The 14,731-nt window shown below is 70.5% G+C and carries 18 protein-coding genes; all 18 read right to left on the bottom strand.

All coding sequences use genetic code 11. From position 1 onward, the window contains the following. Positions 1-88: 88 nt before the first annotated feature. Positions 89-409, bottom strand: coding sequence for a phage tail assembly protein (locus tag BUB97_RS15615; RefSeq protein ID WP_073136358.1), 321 nt, complete (start codon positions 407-409; stop codon positions 89-91). A 1-nt stretch (position 410) separates the two neighbouring features. Further along, on the bottom strand, positions 411-779 hold the full coding sequence (locus BUB97_RS15610) for a phage tail tube protein (protein ID WP_073136356.1): 369 nt from the start codon (positions 777-779) through the stop codon (positions 411-413). Positions 780-782: 3 nt separating this feature from the next. Then, positions 783-2,261, bottom strand: coding sequence for a phage tail sheath subtilisin-like domain-containing protein (locus tag BUB97_RS15605; protein ID WP_086062240.1), 1,479 nt, complete (start codon positions 2,259-2,261; stop codon positions 783-785). Next, a complete protein-coding gene (locus tag BUB97_RS15600; protein WP_073136353.1) occupies positions 2,261-2,437 on the bottom strand; it encodes a DUF2635 domain-containing protein in 177 nt (58 codons plus the stop codon). Before BUB97_RS15600 ends, BUB97_RS15605 begins: the two co-directional genes overlap by 1 nt. 9 nt (positions 2,438-2,446) lie before the next feature. Continuing rightward, positions 2,447-2,986 (bottom strand): hypothetical protein, encoded by a 540-nt coding sequence (locus BUB97_RS15595; RefSeq protein WP_073136352.1) that lies wholly within the window; start codon positions 2,984-2,986, stop codon positions 2,447-2,449. After that, on the bottom strand, positions 2,983-3,315 hold the full coding sequence (locus BUB97_RS15590; protein WP_073136351.1) for a head-tail joining protein: 333 nt from the start codon (positions 3,313-3,315) through the stop codon (positions 2,983-2,985). The genes BUB97_RS15595 and BUB97_RS15590 overlap by 4 nt, the downstream gene beginning before the upstream one ends. Before the next feature lie 7 nt (positions 3,316-3,322). Next, positions 3,323-4,354, bottom strand: a complete 1,032-nt coding sequence (locus BUB97_RS15585; RefSeq protein ID WP_073136349.1) for a major capsid protein — start codon at positions 4,352-4,354, stop codon at positions 3,323-3,325. Between the two features lie 105 nt (positions 4,355-4,459). Then, positions 4,460-4,849 (bottom strand): head decoration protein, encoded by a 390-nt coding sequence (locus tag BUB97_RS15580; RefSeq protein ID WP_073136348.1) that lies wholly within the window; start codon positions 4,847-4,849, stop codon positions 4,460-4,462. A 16-nt stretch (positions 4,850-4,865) separates the two neighbouring features. Further along, positions 4,866-5,591 carry a hypothetical protein gene (locus BUB97_RS15575; RefSeq protein ID WP_073136347.1) on the bottom strand — a complete coding sequence of 242 codons (726 nt, stop codon included), beginning with the start codon at positions 5,589-5,591 and terminating at the stop codon, positions 4,866-4,868. A gap of 40 nt (positions 5,592-5,631) precedes the next feature. Beyond that, positions 5,632-6,519, bottom strand: coding sequence for a S49 family peptidase (locus BUB97_RS15570; RefSeq protein WP_073136346.1), 888 nt, complete (start codon positions 6,517-6,519; stop codon positions 5,632-5,634). A gap of 307 nt (positions 6,520-6,826) precedes the next feature. After that, positions 6,827-8,467, bottom strand: a complete 1,641-nt coding sequence (locus tag BUB97_RS15565; RefSeq protein WP_073136344.1) for a phage portal protein — start codon at positions 8,465-8,467, stop codon at positions 6,827-6,829. Then, the gene (locus tag BUB97_RS15560; protein ID WP_073136343.1) at positions 8,464-8,721 is read right to left on the bottom strand and encodes a hypothetical protein; all 258 of its coding nucleotides are present in this window, start codon (positions 8,719-8,721) and stop codon (positions 8,464-8,466) included. The genes BUB97_RS15565 and BUB97_RS15560 overlap by 4 nt, the downstream gene beginning before the upstream one ends. Before the next feature lie 7 nt (positions 8,722-8,728). After that, positions 8,729-10,915 (bottom strand): phage terminase large subunit family protein, encoded by a 2,187-nt coding sequence (locus BUB97_RS15555; RefSeq protein WP_086062238.1) that lies wholly within the window; start codon positions 10,913-10,915, stop codon positions 8,729-8,731. Continuing rightward, positions 10,845-11,573, bottom strand: a complete 729-nt coding sequence (locus BUB97_RS15550; RefSeq protein WP_086062237.1) for a hypothetical protein — start codon at positions 11,571-11,573, stop codon at positions 10,845-10,847. Before BUB97_RS15550 ends, BUB97_RS15555 begins: the two co-directional genes overlap by 71 nt. A gap of 228 nt (positions 11,574-11,801) precedes the next feature. Next, positions 11,802-12,101, bottom strand: coding sequence for a hypothetical protein (locus tag BUB97_RS15545; protein WP_073136342.1), 300 nt, complete (start codon positions 12,099-12,101; stop codon positions 11,802-11,804). A gap of 36 nt (positions 12,102-12,137) precedes the next feature. Continuing rightward, a complete protein-coding gene (locus BUB97_RS15540; protein WP_073136340.1) occupies positions 12,138-12,764 on the bottom strand; it encodes a hypothetical protein in 627 nt (208 codons plus the stop codon). 341 nt (positions 12,765-13,105) lie between these two features. Further along, a complete protein-coding gene (locus tag BUB97_RS15535; RefSeq protein WP_073136338.1) occupies positions 13,106-13,444 on the bottom strand; it encodes a hypothetical protein in 339 nt (112 codons plus the stop codon). Then, positions 13,444-14,133, bottom strand: a complete 690-nt coding sequence (locus BUB97_RS15530; RefSeq protein ID WP_245818323.1) for a recombinase family protein — start codon at positions 14,131-14,133, stop codon at positions 13,444-13,446. Before BUB97_RS15530 ends, BUB97_RS15535 begins: the two co-directional genes overlap by 1 nt. Between the last annotated feature and the right edge of the window lie 598 nt (positions 14,134-14,731).

Raw genomic sequence — 14,731 nt, 5'->3', positions numbered from 1 at the left:
GCGCGCCGGGCCCACCAGAGCAGGGTGGCCGGCGTCATGTTCAGGCAGTCCTGCGGCCCGAAGCCGCAGGCCATGGTTACGTGGCCTGCTAGGCGTCCCCACCCGCCTTCGGGGCGGGCGGCGTAAAACGCTCGAAATAGGCCCCGGCCAGGTGGAGCACGCGCGGGTCCAGCTGGAGGCATACCCCCAGGGGCAGGCCGCTGACCCGATGGATCAGATGCACCGCGCCGGCGATCGAGGTGGACTGGACGCTCTTGGCCTCGGCCTCATCGAGGGCCTGCGCCGTCGGCGAGCGGAGCACCAGGCGGTCGTACTTCTTCCCGGCGAATTCGATGGCCGGGAAATTGATCCGCTTGGGCGGGATCTCCTCGATCACGTCGACATCGAGGATCGCGTCGTCATCGTGCATGTCAGGTCTCCTCGACGTCCGGGCCCTCGAAGCGGAGCTCGATCGTGGCCTCGTCCGAATTCACCTCGATCGCGCCGACGCACCACATGCCGTTGCCGGAAATGCGCTTGCCGTTCGCGAGCTCGAGGGAGACCGGCACGTCCTCCATCGCCTCGAACTCGGCGACGGAGATCTCGGCGATGTCGCGCACCACGGCCTTGATGAAGCCCGGGATGGGCTTCACCGAGAAGCCGTGCACGCCGTCCTGGCCGGTCAGGGTCTCCTTCTGGGAGCGCGACACGCCGTAGCCGACGCCGGACACGACGGGCAGCGCCAGGCCGCCCACGGTCAGGTAGGAGGTGCCCGCGAGGGCACCGGGCTGGTAGGCCATGGATCAGGCTCCCGTGGACTGGCGGAACTGAACCAGCCCGGCGAACTGGCGGAACTGGTCGATGGGGATGATCGGCAGCAGGCCGTCCACGCGGCAGCGGTTCGCGCTGTTCCGCTCCACCACCAGGGCCTCGGCGAAGCGGTCATACTCCTGCACCAGCCCGTCATCCTGCATGCGGCGGTACTCGCCGAGGATGAAGTCGCGGATGATGCTGGTGGTGATGATGCGCGAGCCGGGGCGCGGGCGCTGATCAGCGGAGGCCAGCTTGAAGCGGCCGAAGCGGCTGGTCACCCCGTTCTTGAGGCGGCGGATCGCCGCGGCCAGGCAGTACAGCCGCTCCGGGTAGAGGTAGCTGTCATCCGGCGCGCCCTGCCCGTTGGTGCGGTAGGTGGTCACCAGCGTGTCCGTCAGCACCGTGCCGTCGGCCTGCACCACGAAGGCGCCCATGCCGTTGTTCAGCAGGATGTTGCGCTCGCCGATCCCGAAGCGGAGCTCCCGGGGCGGCGGCAGCATGTCCAGGGGCAGGCCATGCAGCGGCAGCCCGGGATCCACCCGCACGCTCGCCGCGCAGCTGCCCGCCAGACCCGCGCTGATCAACCAGGAGGGGGTGGGCGAGCCATTCACAGGCACGCACACCATGTGCTGGTCGTTCCGCGCGGCCGAGAAGGTCGTCGCGCCGGAGAGGGTGGCACGGAGCGCCGAGAAGGCGCCGCCGTAGAGCATCTTGTCCCAGGACCAGCGCGCCGCGATGTGGTCCCGCAGCGCGTTCAGGCTCGTCGTGTCCGTATAGGGCATGACGTAGAACTCGAACGCGTCATCGTTCAGGTTCGCGAGCGCCGCCGCCAGGTCCGGGTTGCCCGAGCCGCCCGACATGGGCGTGATCGTCATGGCGAGGCCCGCCGGCGCGTTCTCCCCACCCAGGGTGCCCAGGAAGTTGCGCACGATCTGGATGTCGTTACCGGCCTCACCCTTGGCGCGGGCGGTCAGGGTGACGGTGCTGGTGCTCACCGCGGCCGTCACCGGCAGATCGGGGGCGGCGTTGATCGCGCCCGAGATGGCCGCGGCGACCTGGGCCGTGGTCTGGGTGGCCGCGACCGCGTACTGGATGCGGCGGCCGGCGATGTAGAGCGTGTCCGTGCCGGCTGCCGTCGGCGGCGCCGAGACGGCGATGCTCCCGGTCGCGGCGACCCCGGCGGGGCTGTCGGACAGCGGCAGCACGTAGGTCTCGCCGGTCGTGTCGCGCTTGCGATAGAACTCGGCCTGCAGCGCGAGCATGGAGCCCCGGCCGGCGCGGCCCTGCAGCCAGAGCACGCTCTCGAGGAGGGCCGGCAGGTTCGGCGCGATGTCGCCGGAGGCGTTCTTCTGGCCGATGATCAGGGTCCGCAGGGACCCGGCGGTCAGGTTGTTCGCCTGGGAGTTATCCACCTCGGCGAAGAAGAGCGTCGCCTTCCCGCCCTGAGGGATCTGGGTGAAGCCGATCATCAGGCGTCGCTCCCCTCATCCACGGGCGCGGCCGGCTGCTCGACCAGCTCGGCGTCGCCGTCGCGGACGATGCGGGTCCAGTGCTCGGAGGGCTCGACCAGCCGCCCCTCGGGCGGCAGGAAGTCGCGCAGGACCGGGTCGGGCACGGACATGCCCTCCTTCGGCTTCAGATACATGGGGGGCTCCTACGGGGCCGGAGATGCGGGGACCGGGCGAAAGGCGAGGCTCGATTCCTCGCAGCCGCAGTCGGGTTCAGGGCGTGCGGTCTCGAAGACCTCGGGCCAGACCACCTCGAAGACGACCAGGCCGCGTCCGAGCGCGAGCTCGGAGTTGCGGGTGTCGATGCCGAGGGTCGTCTTCACGGCGTCGAAGCGCTCGATCATCCGGGTGTCACCGCCGGTCAGCTCGGGTGAGGTGAGGACCAGGTCGCGCGCGGCTCCAGTGAGGCGCTCGAGCTGGGCTTCGACGTCCTCGGCATCGGTGGACTCGTCCGAGACCCGTGCCTCGACGGCGAGGAGGAAGCGGGCTTCGAAATAGGTCTGCTGCGCGGTGCCGCCGGAGCGCTTCAGCTCTTCTTCCCAGCCGTAGACGAGGTAGCCAGGATAGTCGCCGCCCTGCAGCGGCCAGGTCCGAGCCCGGAAGACCCGTCCGGCCGCCTCCGCGACACCGGCGCGGAGGATCTCCGTCACCTTGTCGCGGATGGCCGCGCGATGCGTGGCGCTCATGAGGTGGCGCTTCCCAGCTCGAGGTAGACCCAGCCCTTCCCGTCGGGCAGCGGGTTCACGACCGCGAAGGTGCGGCCCTGGATCAGGACCCGGTCACCCTGCCTGTGCTCGAAGCCGGGCGGGAAATCGGCCTGGCGGACCCCGAGCCAGGTCTTCGGGACCGAGCTGAGGGCGACAGCCTCCCCCATCAGGGCTTCGACCTGCGTCCGATCGAAGACCCCGTGGAGACCGGGCGGAAGCTCCCCGCCGGCCTTGGGGCGGTAGGTGATGGGCTCCCCGAACGCCGCCCGGACGGCGCCGTTCAGGAGGCCTTCGATGTCGACGGGCACGGCGCCGTCAGGCGCCGCGCTTGCCGCGCAGCAGCATCTCGGGGCGGGTGCAGATGTGCAGCGGGTAGGAGTAGGCCTCGGCCTTCACCCACTGGTCCCGGTCCTTGTCCAGGATCATCTGGATGTAGACCGGCTTGCCCAGGGTGTTGATCCACTGGAAGCTCTCGCCCGGCGACAGCGCCCGCTGGAAGACGCCCGGGGCGCCGACCGGGAAGAACTTCACCTCATCGGGCGCCACGGCGATCTCGGAATTGTCGTCCGAGCCGCGGTAGTTCTGCCAGTCGATGTCGCCGAAGGGCATGGAGGAGAAGGCGGTGCCGCCCCGCAGCTCCACCGCCGCGTTCCAGTTGGCGTAGGTCTGCACCACGTCCGGATGGGAGACGAAGTCGTCCCAGAAGGCATCGCCGGCGATCGCGTGCACCCGGGTGTTCGGCGTCCAGGCGCCCTTCGAGGCACGCTGCATCGCCCGGACCACCCCCGCGCACTTCTTGCGCAGCGTGCCGGCCGTGCTGGCGCCCTTCAGATCGAAGGCGATCTCAGAAGGCTGGGTGACCCCGAACTCCTCGAACCAGTCGTAGAGGACCGACCCGTCCGCATCGAGGAGCTTGCCCTGCACGGCGCCGAGGCGGTGCCGCTCCCAGGTGTACTCGATGTTGGACGTCAGACCCGTCGGGCCGGCCACACGGCGGGCCACCTCCGCCTGGATCTGCATCAGCACCGTCTCCTCGCCGAACTCGCGGATGCCCTGGAGCTCGGAGGCGAAGATCGTGTCGTCGGCCGCCAGCCGCGGCACCTCGAAGTAGCGCATCTTGCGCTTCTCCGTCTTGCGGGGCTTCGGCGCGGTGCCGCGCTCGGAGGTCGGGATGATGGTGAGGATGCCGTCGCGCTCCTCCACGGCGAGCGCGGTGGTGCGGATCGGCTTGTCCTCGAAGATGCCCAGCGTGCCGAGCCCGGCGGGCTTGAACGGGGTGCGCTCGACCGCCGCGGTCATCTCCACGGTGGAGAAGGCGTCGTTCTTGAAGACGTTGAGAATGCTCATCGTGAGGGAGGTTCCCGGAGAGGGGACGGCCGCCGTCACGGCGCGCCGGGGACCGATCGAGCCGGTCGTGGAGGGGCAAGCGCCCGCCGGCGGCGGGCGCCGAGCTCAGCGGGCGACGATGCCCAGGGCGAGCAGGTCGGCGAGGCCAGCGGTCTTGCCGGCCGCGTCCACGCTCGCGTCCCAGAGCAGCTCGGAGGCGTTCACCTCCGCCGCGCGGGTGACGCCGGCGCCGCGCTTGGTTCCGTTCGCCGGGACCGTGACGGTCGCGAAGAGAATGGCCGCGGCCACCTCGCTGCCGTCGCTGCCGGCGTTGTCGTAGGGGACGTAGTTCCCGTTCGCGGTCAGCTTCGCCAGCACGAGGCCGGCCTGCAGCGTGACCGGGGCGCCGGTCGTGTTCGCGATGGTGATGGTGTCGCGCGACCGGAAGCCGTTGGCCTGCGAGACGAGGAAGTGGCCGGGGTAGAAACCCTCGGACAGGACGGGGGCGGTGGGCATGCTCGGGTCTTCCTGATCAGCCGCGGGGGGAGACGCCGGCGCGCTGCATGGCGGCGTCCCAGGAGGCCGCGACGGCCTTCTTGCGGTCGGGGGCGGGTGCCTCGGACGCGGAGGGGCGGTTGCCGAAGTCGGCCATCCGCTGACCCAGTGCCGGGGCCGCGGCCTGCTGCTTCGGCAGGGTGCCGAGCAGCCGGATGGCCGCCTTCGCACTCATGGTGGTGTTGCAGGCCAGGTTCGCCGCGGCGGCGGCGCGGCCGGCGGCGGCCTTGGAGCCGAGGATGCGGCCGCAGCGGGCACGCTCCCGGGACCGCGCGGCGCGGGCCTTCGGGTCCCGCTCGTCCTCTTCGTCCTGCTCCTCGTCGTCCTCCTCGGACTCCTCGTCGTCGGCGGCGGCGGTGCGGCGGCCGCGGGCGCGATCGCGCTCCTCATCGCCGTCCTCCTCCTCGCCCTCGTCCTCCTCAGCGCTCTCGCGGCGATCCTCATCGTCGTCCTCGCCGCTGTCGTCGTCCTCCTCGGCGCGACGGGCACGGCGGGCGCGGCTGCGCTCCTCCTGCTCGTCTTCGTCCTCGCGGCGATCGTCGTCCTCGGCGCGCTTGGCCTTGGCGCGGGGCTGGGCCGGGGCGTCGGCGCCGGGCTCCATCAGATGGGCGAAGGGCACCAGGGCATCGGCGACGGCGTCGCGCGAGCGGGCCTTGCGGCGCGCGGGCGCTGCCGCCGCCGGGGTCTTGCGGGTACGGGACATCAGGACCTCAGGGAGGAAGGGCCGCCAGGGGCGGCGCGGGTCAGAGGGTGTTGAGGAGGGCGCGGAAGGCGGCGCCGGGCGAGCTCACCACGTCGGCGAATCCGGCCCTCAGTCCGGCATCCCCCAGGAAGGTGCCGGCCTTGGTGGCCCGGACCTCGGAGGCCTTCAGGCCCCGGTTCCGCGCCACGGTGTCGATGAACAGCTCGCCCATCGTGTCGATGTCGGCCTGCATGCGGCCGAGGGCGTCCTTCCCGAGGGGCTCGTAGGGGTTCCCCTCGGCCTTGTGCTCGCCGTGACGGATCATCGTGACGGTGATGCCCGCCTTTCCCAGGGCCTGGGACAGATCGACGTGCATGCCGATCACCCCCACGCTGCCCGTGCCGCCGGTCCGCGGCACGGTGATGCGGTCGCAGGCACTGGCCAGGGCGTAGGCGGCCGAGAAGGCGTTCTCGTCCAGGATGGCCCACATCGGCTTCTCGCCGCGCAGCCGGTAGACGACGTCGACCAGGTCGAAGCACCCGGCGACCTCGCCGCCCGGGCTATCGATGTCGAAGGCGATCGCCAGGACATCAGGGTCCTGCATCGCAGCCAGCAGCGCGAGGCGGATGCCGTCATACCCCGTCATGCCGGAGTAGGGCCGCAGGGTGCCGAGCTTCTGGACCAGGGTGCCGGTGACGTGGATGACGGCGATGCCGCCCACCAGATCATAGCCCTGGTCCCGCTCCCGGCGCCCTGAGCGGGAGGATGGCCCCCCGATCTCCTCATCGTCGAAGGCCTGCGGCTTGAGCGAGATGAGCTCGCCGCCGCGGAACATGCTGGCGATGCCCAGACGGTCCGCCAGGGCCGCCATGACCACCTCCGCCTTCTGCGGGTGGATGGCGATCGGGACGTTGAACAGGCGCTGGGCGAGGTGTGGGAACGGGGTCACCAGACGTTCTCCAGCGTGTCCCAGCCCCACGGTGCGTGCCACCCCCGGGTCAGGCTCCCGCGCGGTTGCCAGCTTGGCGGAATCGCCTTCGCTGGGAACGCGGGGAGGCGCAGCTCCAGCGACGGGCTGGGGCCGGATCGGTTCGAGCCCGCAGGGGTCCAGGCAGATGCCCTCACCGAAGCTGCGGAGCTCCAGCACCTCGCCCGCAATGCCCTGGGCAAGGCCACGGGATTCGGCGGCGGGCGAACGAGGGAGAGCAGCGCCGCGAGGCCGAAGGCCCCGCGACGGCTCAGCACGGCGTGCGGCATCATCTGTCGTTCCTGCCGCCCTGCGGCTGGTTGGGCGGGCCGGCCGCCCATTGCGGCAGCGGCAGCCCGCGCTGCTTCATCATGCGGATCTCGACCTGGCGCTGATCGAGGTTCTCCTCGTAGTCCCGGCCCTGCTCCGCGCTCTCCTGCTCGAGCGTGCCGAAGCCCGCCTCCATGCCGAGAACCGCGCCCTGGCGCTCCGCGACCGGGTCCACCCAGCCGCGGGCCGGGCCGATCCAGTTGCAGCGCATGTACGCCGTCTTCATCTCGACAAAGGACGGCGCGCCGCGCGGTAGCGGGGCGCGGCCGGAGTCCATGATCTCCTCGAGAAGGCAGCCCCAGATCGGGTTGGCGAAGCCGACCGCGAAGTTGTCGCGGCGCCGGATCAGGGTCTTCCAGGCCTCGAGCATGGCGGCCCGGGCGGAGGAGTAGTTGGTCTTGGAGTAGTCCCAGGAGACCTGCTCGGCGGACAGGCCGGACGCAGCCGCGAAGGCCCGGAGCACGTGCGCCTGGAAGTCCACGAATCCCGAATTGGGGTGCGTGGAGGTGATGGCCTTCAGCTCCTCGCCCGGCGCCAGGCGCGGGATCTTCACCCCGCCGACCGCGATCGGGTTTTCCTTCGCGTGCTGCATACGCAGCTGCTGGTAGGCGCTGAGTTCTCCCTCATCCTCGGCCGAGGAGAGGACGTCCTGCTCGTCGTAGGGGCTCTGGATGACGGTCGCGAAGATCGTCTGTAGCAGCATCTGCGCCAGCTCGGCGCGATCGGCCCGGGAGCCCATCTTCAGCCGGGATAGGACCGGCGCCAGGATACCGACCCCGCGGTGCTGACCGCGCCGGCTCAGGTCGCAGTCGTGGATGGTGACCGGCCTTCCCCAAGGGGTCTCCCGCGGGAAGAGGTCCCAGATCATGCTCTCGATCGCGGCGAAGTTCTCGCCCTGGTGCGCGCGACGGATGTGGTAGCCGGTCGCGGCGCCGAGATCGTCCAGAACCACGCCGCCGCGCAGATTCGGCGTATCCACCTGCTGGTAGGGGTTGGACAGGCGGTCGGGGTCCAGCAGCTGGACCGTGGTGTTGTACCGCGCCCCGCCGAGCCCGACCCGCTCCGGCGTCCAGAGCATGACGCCCAAGGCCTCGCCGTCCAGGATCTTGTGACGCAGGGCCAGCCAGTAGAGCTGCGTCATCGTCAGCTGCCGGGCGGCATCGCACCACTTCCCGGTATCGTCCGCCCACATGCGGTACTCGGCCTCTACGGCCCGGCCGAACTCGTCGGCCCAGACCGCGTCGAAGCTGCGGCTATAGGCCTGCAAGGCCCGGTAGTCCGGCTTCGCCACCAAGCGGAACTGGCTGCCGATCGCGCTGTCCAGGATCCGGGTGACGCCGCCGGTGACCCAGCCGTCGTTGCGGTCCAGGTCCCGGGAGCGCGCGACCATGCGGTCGCGGTCCTGATTGATCTCGGCATCCGGGGAGCGCAGCCAGGGCTGCCACTCCGACGTCTCCTGCCCGAAGAGGTTCGCCGCGTCGTAGGCAAAGCCTCCGGCCAGGCCGCCCGGGGCATAGCTGCCTCCCGGGCCCTGGGCCCGGGGGCGGCCACCCCCGAGCTCGGCCTTGCGGAGCGCCTTCGCCTCGCGCTTCCGGCTCACCGGAAGACCACGCTGCGCGCGCCGCGGCGGATGCCGAGGGCGGCGTTGATCTGGCGGATGATGCCCCGGATCTTCTCCTCGTCGGTCGCGGAGAAGGTCACGCTGCGGGCGCCGGTACCCTGGGTGTAGCTGACGGTGACGGTCTTCTCGCCCAGGCCGAAGGTGAGCAGGGCTTCCTGCAGGCGCGTGCGGTAGCCCTCCAGGGCCGCCCGCGACATGCCCGCGAAGACCCCGACCTGAATGGTGTCCGACATGAGGTCCTCAGAATGCCCAGCGGCTAGCCCGGGGGGCTGCGCGGGGGGTACGCGGCACCGGCGGCGCCGGCGCGGCCGGGGGAACGGGAACCGGGTCGGCGGCATCGGCCGCTTCCTCCGGCATCGGAACCGCCGGCGGGACCGGCAGCACGATTTCGGGCTGTGGGCCTTCGTAGGGCAGCTGCGCCGTCGCGGTGATGCGGTTCAGCTTCTTGCCGAAGTGCAGCAGGCCCTGCAGGGCGGCATAGGCATAGACACGGCAGTCCAGCGCCTCGTTCCGCTTATGGGAGGGGCACTCCCACACCCGGAAGCGGCGGCCGCCCTCCTCCTTCAGCGTATTCCGCTCGGAGAGCATCTGCTCGTACCAGATGACGTCCCGGTCCTCGCGGACATGGGTGAAGCCGGGTCCATGCTTTTCGAAGGTCAGCCGGTGCCGGATGATGTCCTTCGCCGTGTTGGTGCCGATGACGAACGGCCGGTAACTGGCCTTGGTCCTGGCCGTGGGCCGCTTCGCTGGCCACACCGGGGAGCGGGCGCCGTTCTGCGCACTCTCGCCCTTGATGCCCCAGACCTTCCGGCCAAGCCGAGCCTTGCAGAAGGCGTAGGCCTTCTGGGTGTGGTGGCCACCCGTGTCGATGCAGGCGGCCTGCACCCGGAAGGGGCGGCCGTCCGCGCGGTGGAAGGTGCGCAACAGGTAGGCGTCGACGCGCGCCCACAGCTCCTCGCTGTCGGGATCGCCGTCCAAGACCTGGTAGTCGATCGACCAGGACTCTTCGTCGGCGCCCCAGCCGACGATCTCCACCTCGATGCGGTCGTCCTGGACGTCGACGCCGGCGGTGAGGAAGCCCACCCCAAAGGGCACGTCCGCCTCCCAGGCCTCGCGCCGGGCCAGCAGGACGTCCAGCGCCACGGCGCGCCCCGCCGTCGGGCGGTAGGGGTTGCCGTCCTGGGTGTTCCACCAGACCTGCAGCTTGTCCTGGTTGCCCTGGGCGTCCACCCACTTGGCGGCGATGTCGGACGGCTTGTCCTTCTGCCAGGGCGAGTAGAGCTTCCCGGCCTGGAACCCGGCGTGCTTGTTCGGCACGGCCCAGCTGCCGCAATGGCAGCACTTGGCCCGGTGCACATCCCAGCGCGGCCCCTTCCAGCGATCCCAGACCGCGTTCACGGCCCGCTGGTTGGCCGCGGGGTCCGAAGGGTCCTCGGCGCGCCAGGCGCGCTCGTAGGCGTCGAGGGGCGACTGGCGCTCGCCGCAGCACTCGAAGGCCTTGGTCTGGTGCCAGAGCGTGGTGGAGAGCGCCCGCAGGCGGTCGCCCTCGGACCACTCGCACCCGCAGGCCTCGCAGCTGATCGCAGCCTTCTCGGGCTTCCAGCTCGCCCGGCTCTCCTCATCCGGCAGGACATGCCGGTGAAAGCTCGGGAATTGACGGTGCCCGCAGTGGGGGCAGGCCAGGGAGGCCCGGCGCTGGTCGCTCTCCTCGTAAGAGTCCGCGATGCGGCTCTCGTCCTCGACCGTCGGCGAGCAGGCCCGGATGGACAGCCAGTTGAGGTCGAAGGAGGCGGTGCGCTCCTCGGCGATCGCGATCGGCTCGCCCTCGCGGGTGACCGGGTACTTGTCCACCTCGTCCGACATCAGGACCCGGATCGGGCGGCGCGCCAGGTTGTCGGGCGAGCCGGCGCCGGCGAGGGCCAGGAAGCCGCCGGGGAAGCTCTTGAACAGCAGCGTCTCGTCCGCATTCCGCGTCTTGCTGCTGCCCACCAGGTCCCGCAGGACCGGGGTGGCCTTCACCATCGGCGAGATGCGCTCTTTCGAGAACTGCTCGGCCGCAGCCTCCTTCGGCTGCAGGAGCAGCATGGGGCTGGGGTCGAGGTGCGCGAAGTAGCCGAAGACGTTCTCGAGGAGCGCCGTCTTCATCAGCTGGGTGCACACCATCGCCGTGATGATGTGGACGCCCGGCTCGGTGACCGCGAGCATGGGCCCGCGGGCCACCTCGACGGTGCTGGTCTTCCATCGCCCTGTGCGGGCGCCAGCCCCCTTGGCCAGGCGGCGGAAGCGGTCGGCCCATTCCGGGACGGAGATCCGGGGCGGCGGCGTCAGGCCCTTGCGGGCCGCGCGCGCCAGGCGCTCATGCTTCGTCGTCGGGCGGGGTGAAGTCGGGCTCCGGCTCGCCGAGGTCCTCGAGCTGCTGCTGGACATGGGGGGTCAGGGCCTCGAGCACGCGGCCGGCCTCGATCCCGAGGTCCGCGGCGATGAGCGGGGCGACGCGGGCGGGCCAATTCATCCAGGCGTCCCGGAAGGCCCGAAAGGTCTCGAACATGACGGCCTCGGCCACCCCGATCTCTACGACCGCGTCGGCGTCACGCCGCGCGGACACCATGCCGCGGATGGCAGCGGCGGCGGCCTTCACCTTCTCGGAGCGGGCGAGATCGGGGATGTTCCCGGCCAGGACCTCGCGCTGGAATCCCTCGAGGTCGATCTCCTCATCGGGCTCGTCCTCGGTCGGCTTCTGTCGCCGCTTCAGCTCGCCGCCGTGCGGCTGGGGCTCCATCCGGGACGCCGGAGGCGCGTCGGGCAGTGCGGACCTGGGGGTGCGGACAGGTGCGGACTGCGGACCGGAGTCCGCGGGGGTGTCCGCGGACCGGTCCGCAGGGGTGTCCGCACCCGCCACGGGGTGCCGGTTACCGTGGCGCCAGCCGGTGCCGACAAGGGCGGGATCGAGCGATCCATCCCCGAAAGGCTTGAGTTTGCCGGCCTCGATGGCCTTGCGGACGAGCTTGTCGTCGCACCCCTCGCGCCGGGCGAACTCGCGCTTGGAGATCCCGCGGACCGTGGGTGCGGACAGGGGTGCGGACACCTTTTTTCGCCCATAGCTGGGGGAGACGCGGGGCGCGAAGCGTCCCGTGCGAGGGGGAGGGGTCAGGAAGGACCCAGACCGGGGGGGGGTGGGCGGGCGGTCAGGCCCCCCTTCCCCGTGCCCGCGGGTCACCTCCTGACCCCTCGACGTCGCGCCCCGTGCTTTCTCCCCGTCGGCCACCCTCTGGGGCTCGGTCGGGAGGACGTGGGCGCGGCGCAACTCGTTAGGTCAGGCCCAGACGTGCCGGCCGGCCAGGAAGCGAGCCTCCTGGCGTCGCTCGTTCACCTCAATGCGGCGGTGCAGGCTGAGCAGCGGGCTATACGTGCCGCCCCCGCCCACGCGCGCCACGCGGCCGTTCGTCGCATTGAGGCGACGCGCCTCGGCGCGATTGCGCGGGCTGCGTGCCAGCTGCTCGGCCTTCAGGCGCTGCAGCTGCTCGACGGTGGGCGCGGCCATGGAGCGCGCAGCCACGGTGAAGTGGGCGGCAACCACGCCGACGAGGACGCGCGCGAGCGACGGACGATGCATCCGCAGTGTCTCCGGTGATGTGAAGCAGAGCCCGCGTCAGCGGCGGGCGGTCGCGATTGCCTTGGCCAGCGCCTCGCGGAATGCGGGCAGCGATGCCGTTCGCACGACCTTCGCGGTGCGTGCCTGGAAGCCGAGGCGCGGCTTGTACTTCGCGGCTCGCACGAAGATCGCGAGCGGCTGCAGCGCGCCGTCGGCCATGCGGCGGAAGAAGCCGCCTGTACCGCCGGGCGTCTTGCCGATGAACGTGTCCTTCCGGCGCTTAACCGAGGCGAGCGCGCCGCGCGCCATGTTCCCGAAGGCGTTCCGCTTGATCGCGCGCGGGATAACGATCGCCTGACCCTTGCCGGTGCCGCCCTGCCTCGAGCGCTCCGGCTGCCGTGTCCCGCCCGTCTCCTGCAGCTTCAGATATTCGGCCTGCTTGTCCTTCACGAAGACCCGCGCGACCGGCTTGCCCTTTCGGGCCGCCTGGACGCCGAAGGCGTTCATGGTGAACGGGGTGGGGCGGTCGAAGACCGATGGCAGAGCGCGCCGGTTCGCAACCGCGGCGGTCTGGGCCACGCTGGTGAGCGCTCGCGCTGTGGCGAACGGGACCTGGCGCTTGGCCAAGTCATCCAGCCCCCGGGTGACAGGCTCGAAGTCGGCCTTCACCTCCCCGAGCTTCATCGAAACCTCTCGTTAACAACGAATGCTGCACTGCAACCATTGGGTGAACGCTGCGATATGCAGAAGCAACTTAGGAGCGAGTTGAGGGGCCGTGAGCCAGCGAGAGCACGAGAACGGATTTGAGGAGTGGCGGAGGAGCACGCTCCAAACGATCCAGACCGCACTGGCTCAGGGTGATCAGTATCTCGCCGGCGGCCTCGCAGAGTTTCTTCTGCCGATCGCGGAGCGATACGCCCGAGAGTTGACGCGATCGCAGCAGGAGCATGCATCCTGGCTCGAAGCCCGGGATGAACTATTGGCCTCAATCCGGCGGATGGCGAAGACGGCGGCTGTGCCGGAAACTACTGCACCTTAAGGGTGCTGTAGCCCGCCGTACCCCTTCGGCCGGGGATCACCTGCCCAACCATCTCCTTGGTGATGGTCACATTCGGGGTTGGCTCCAGGGCCCTCACCTCCGCTCGGGTCACTACGTGGTTCCCCACGATGACGCTCGGGTGCTCTCCCATGGCCGCGAAGATCTCGGGCTTCAGTTGCTTCATTCGCGCCTCGAGGGCCTTCGCATCGGCCTGGGCCAGAGCGTACTCGGACACCATCTTCACCAGCTTCGCGTCCTTCAGGACCGGACGGGTGAGCGGTGCGGCCTTCGGGGCGGCAGTCGACTTGCGGGGCGCGGCGGCCATCAGGCGGTTTTCCTCTGCTGCAGCAGGCGCGAGACCTGCTTCGCGTGCCAGACCTCGCCCCCTGAGGGCGGCCGGACGCCGCGTGCGGTGAGCGCCTCCGCAATCTGGCGGAGGCTGGTGGCGCCGGCGCGCTGGGCCGCTTCGATGTAGGGCCAGACGTCGACGTGGTAGGCGGCCGCGATCGCCGTGCGGGCGGCGCGGGCATTTCTGGTCTGCGTGGTATCGAAGCCTGGACAGTTGCGCGGGCCGCCGAGCTTCACGCCGCGCGCTTTCGCGGCGGCGAGTGCGGCTTTGGTGCGCTGGCTAATCAGGCCGGCCTCGAGCTCGGCCACGGCGGCCAGCAGCGTCAGCAGGAACCTCCCGGTCGGCCCGGGCGGGATCTGGGGCAGGTCGCAGAAGGCCACGCCGGCATCGCCGACGCCCTCCACGACCGAGAGGAGGAAGCGCGCGTTGCGCGCGAGGCGGTCAATCTTCGCGATGACGAGTACCGCGCGCCGGGCGCGACAGGCCGCGAGAGCGGCGGCGAGCTGCGGGCGGTCATTCCTCTTCCCGCTCTCCACCTCCTCGAACTCGGCGGCGAGCCGCGCGGTGGGCTGGGAGGCCATGAATGCGGCTACTGCCGCCTTCTGAGCTTCGAGCCCGAGCCCGCTACGGCCCTGCTGATCGGTGGAGACGCGGTAGTAGGCCACGAAGAGAGGTCCGCCGGCGGCGCCCTGTACGGGCGCCCTGAGCCGAGGGCGGGGCATTCTGGCGCTGTGTCACTCTTCAACGGGCGTTGTGGGCATTGTCACAGTGCCCCCTCATCATGAGAGGATCAGGCGACAGCGAGGGGAGCCATAATGGGTTGGCTGAAGGACCTGTTCGGCTACGGGGATCCTGATCGGAAGCGTGCTGACCGCAGTGGTACCCCGGGCATAGGAGAAGAGCGTGTAAGGCGCATCAGCCGCCCACGCCTCCGCGGCCTAGCTCCTGATCAGCGTGCGAGGGCAATTGAGGAATACAGGCAAAGCATGCGCGACCAGTTCGCCGCGACTGCCCGCCGAGACAGGGAGCGCGCAGTAGCGCTCGGGTGCAGCCATTTCACGTGGCGAAGCTGCGGCTGGGAAGCCGGGGCGTGCCCAGCTTGCGCACGCCTCGATGGCAAGAAGTTCCGCTTCGATCACCCTCCGGCAGCGGGATATCCGGGCGAGGTCCTCTGCTGCGCCATCGGCTGGTGCCGCTGTCATGCTGAGCCGGTAATTCCCGACTTCTCCAGGTAGGCCGTCTCTTCGCCGATGGAACGTGTGG

Origin of the sequence: Muricoccus roseus, assembly GCF_900141905.1 — a bacterium.
In the GTDB taxonomy this organism is placed as follows: domain Bacteria; phylum Pseudomonadota; class Alphaproteobacteria; order Acetobacterales; family Acetobacteraceae; genus Roseomonas; species Roseomonas rosea.
Note: the sequence above shows the minus strand (reverse complement) of the source record. Positions and strands in the feature narration are given on the sequence as shown.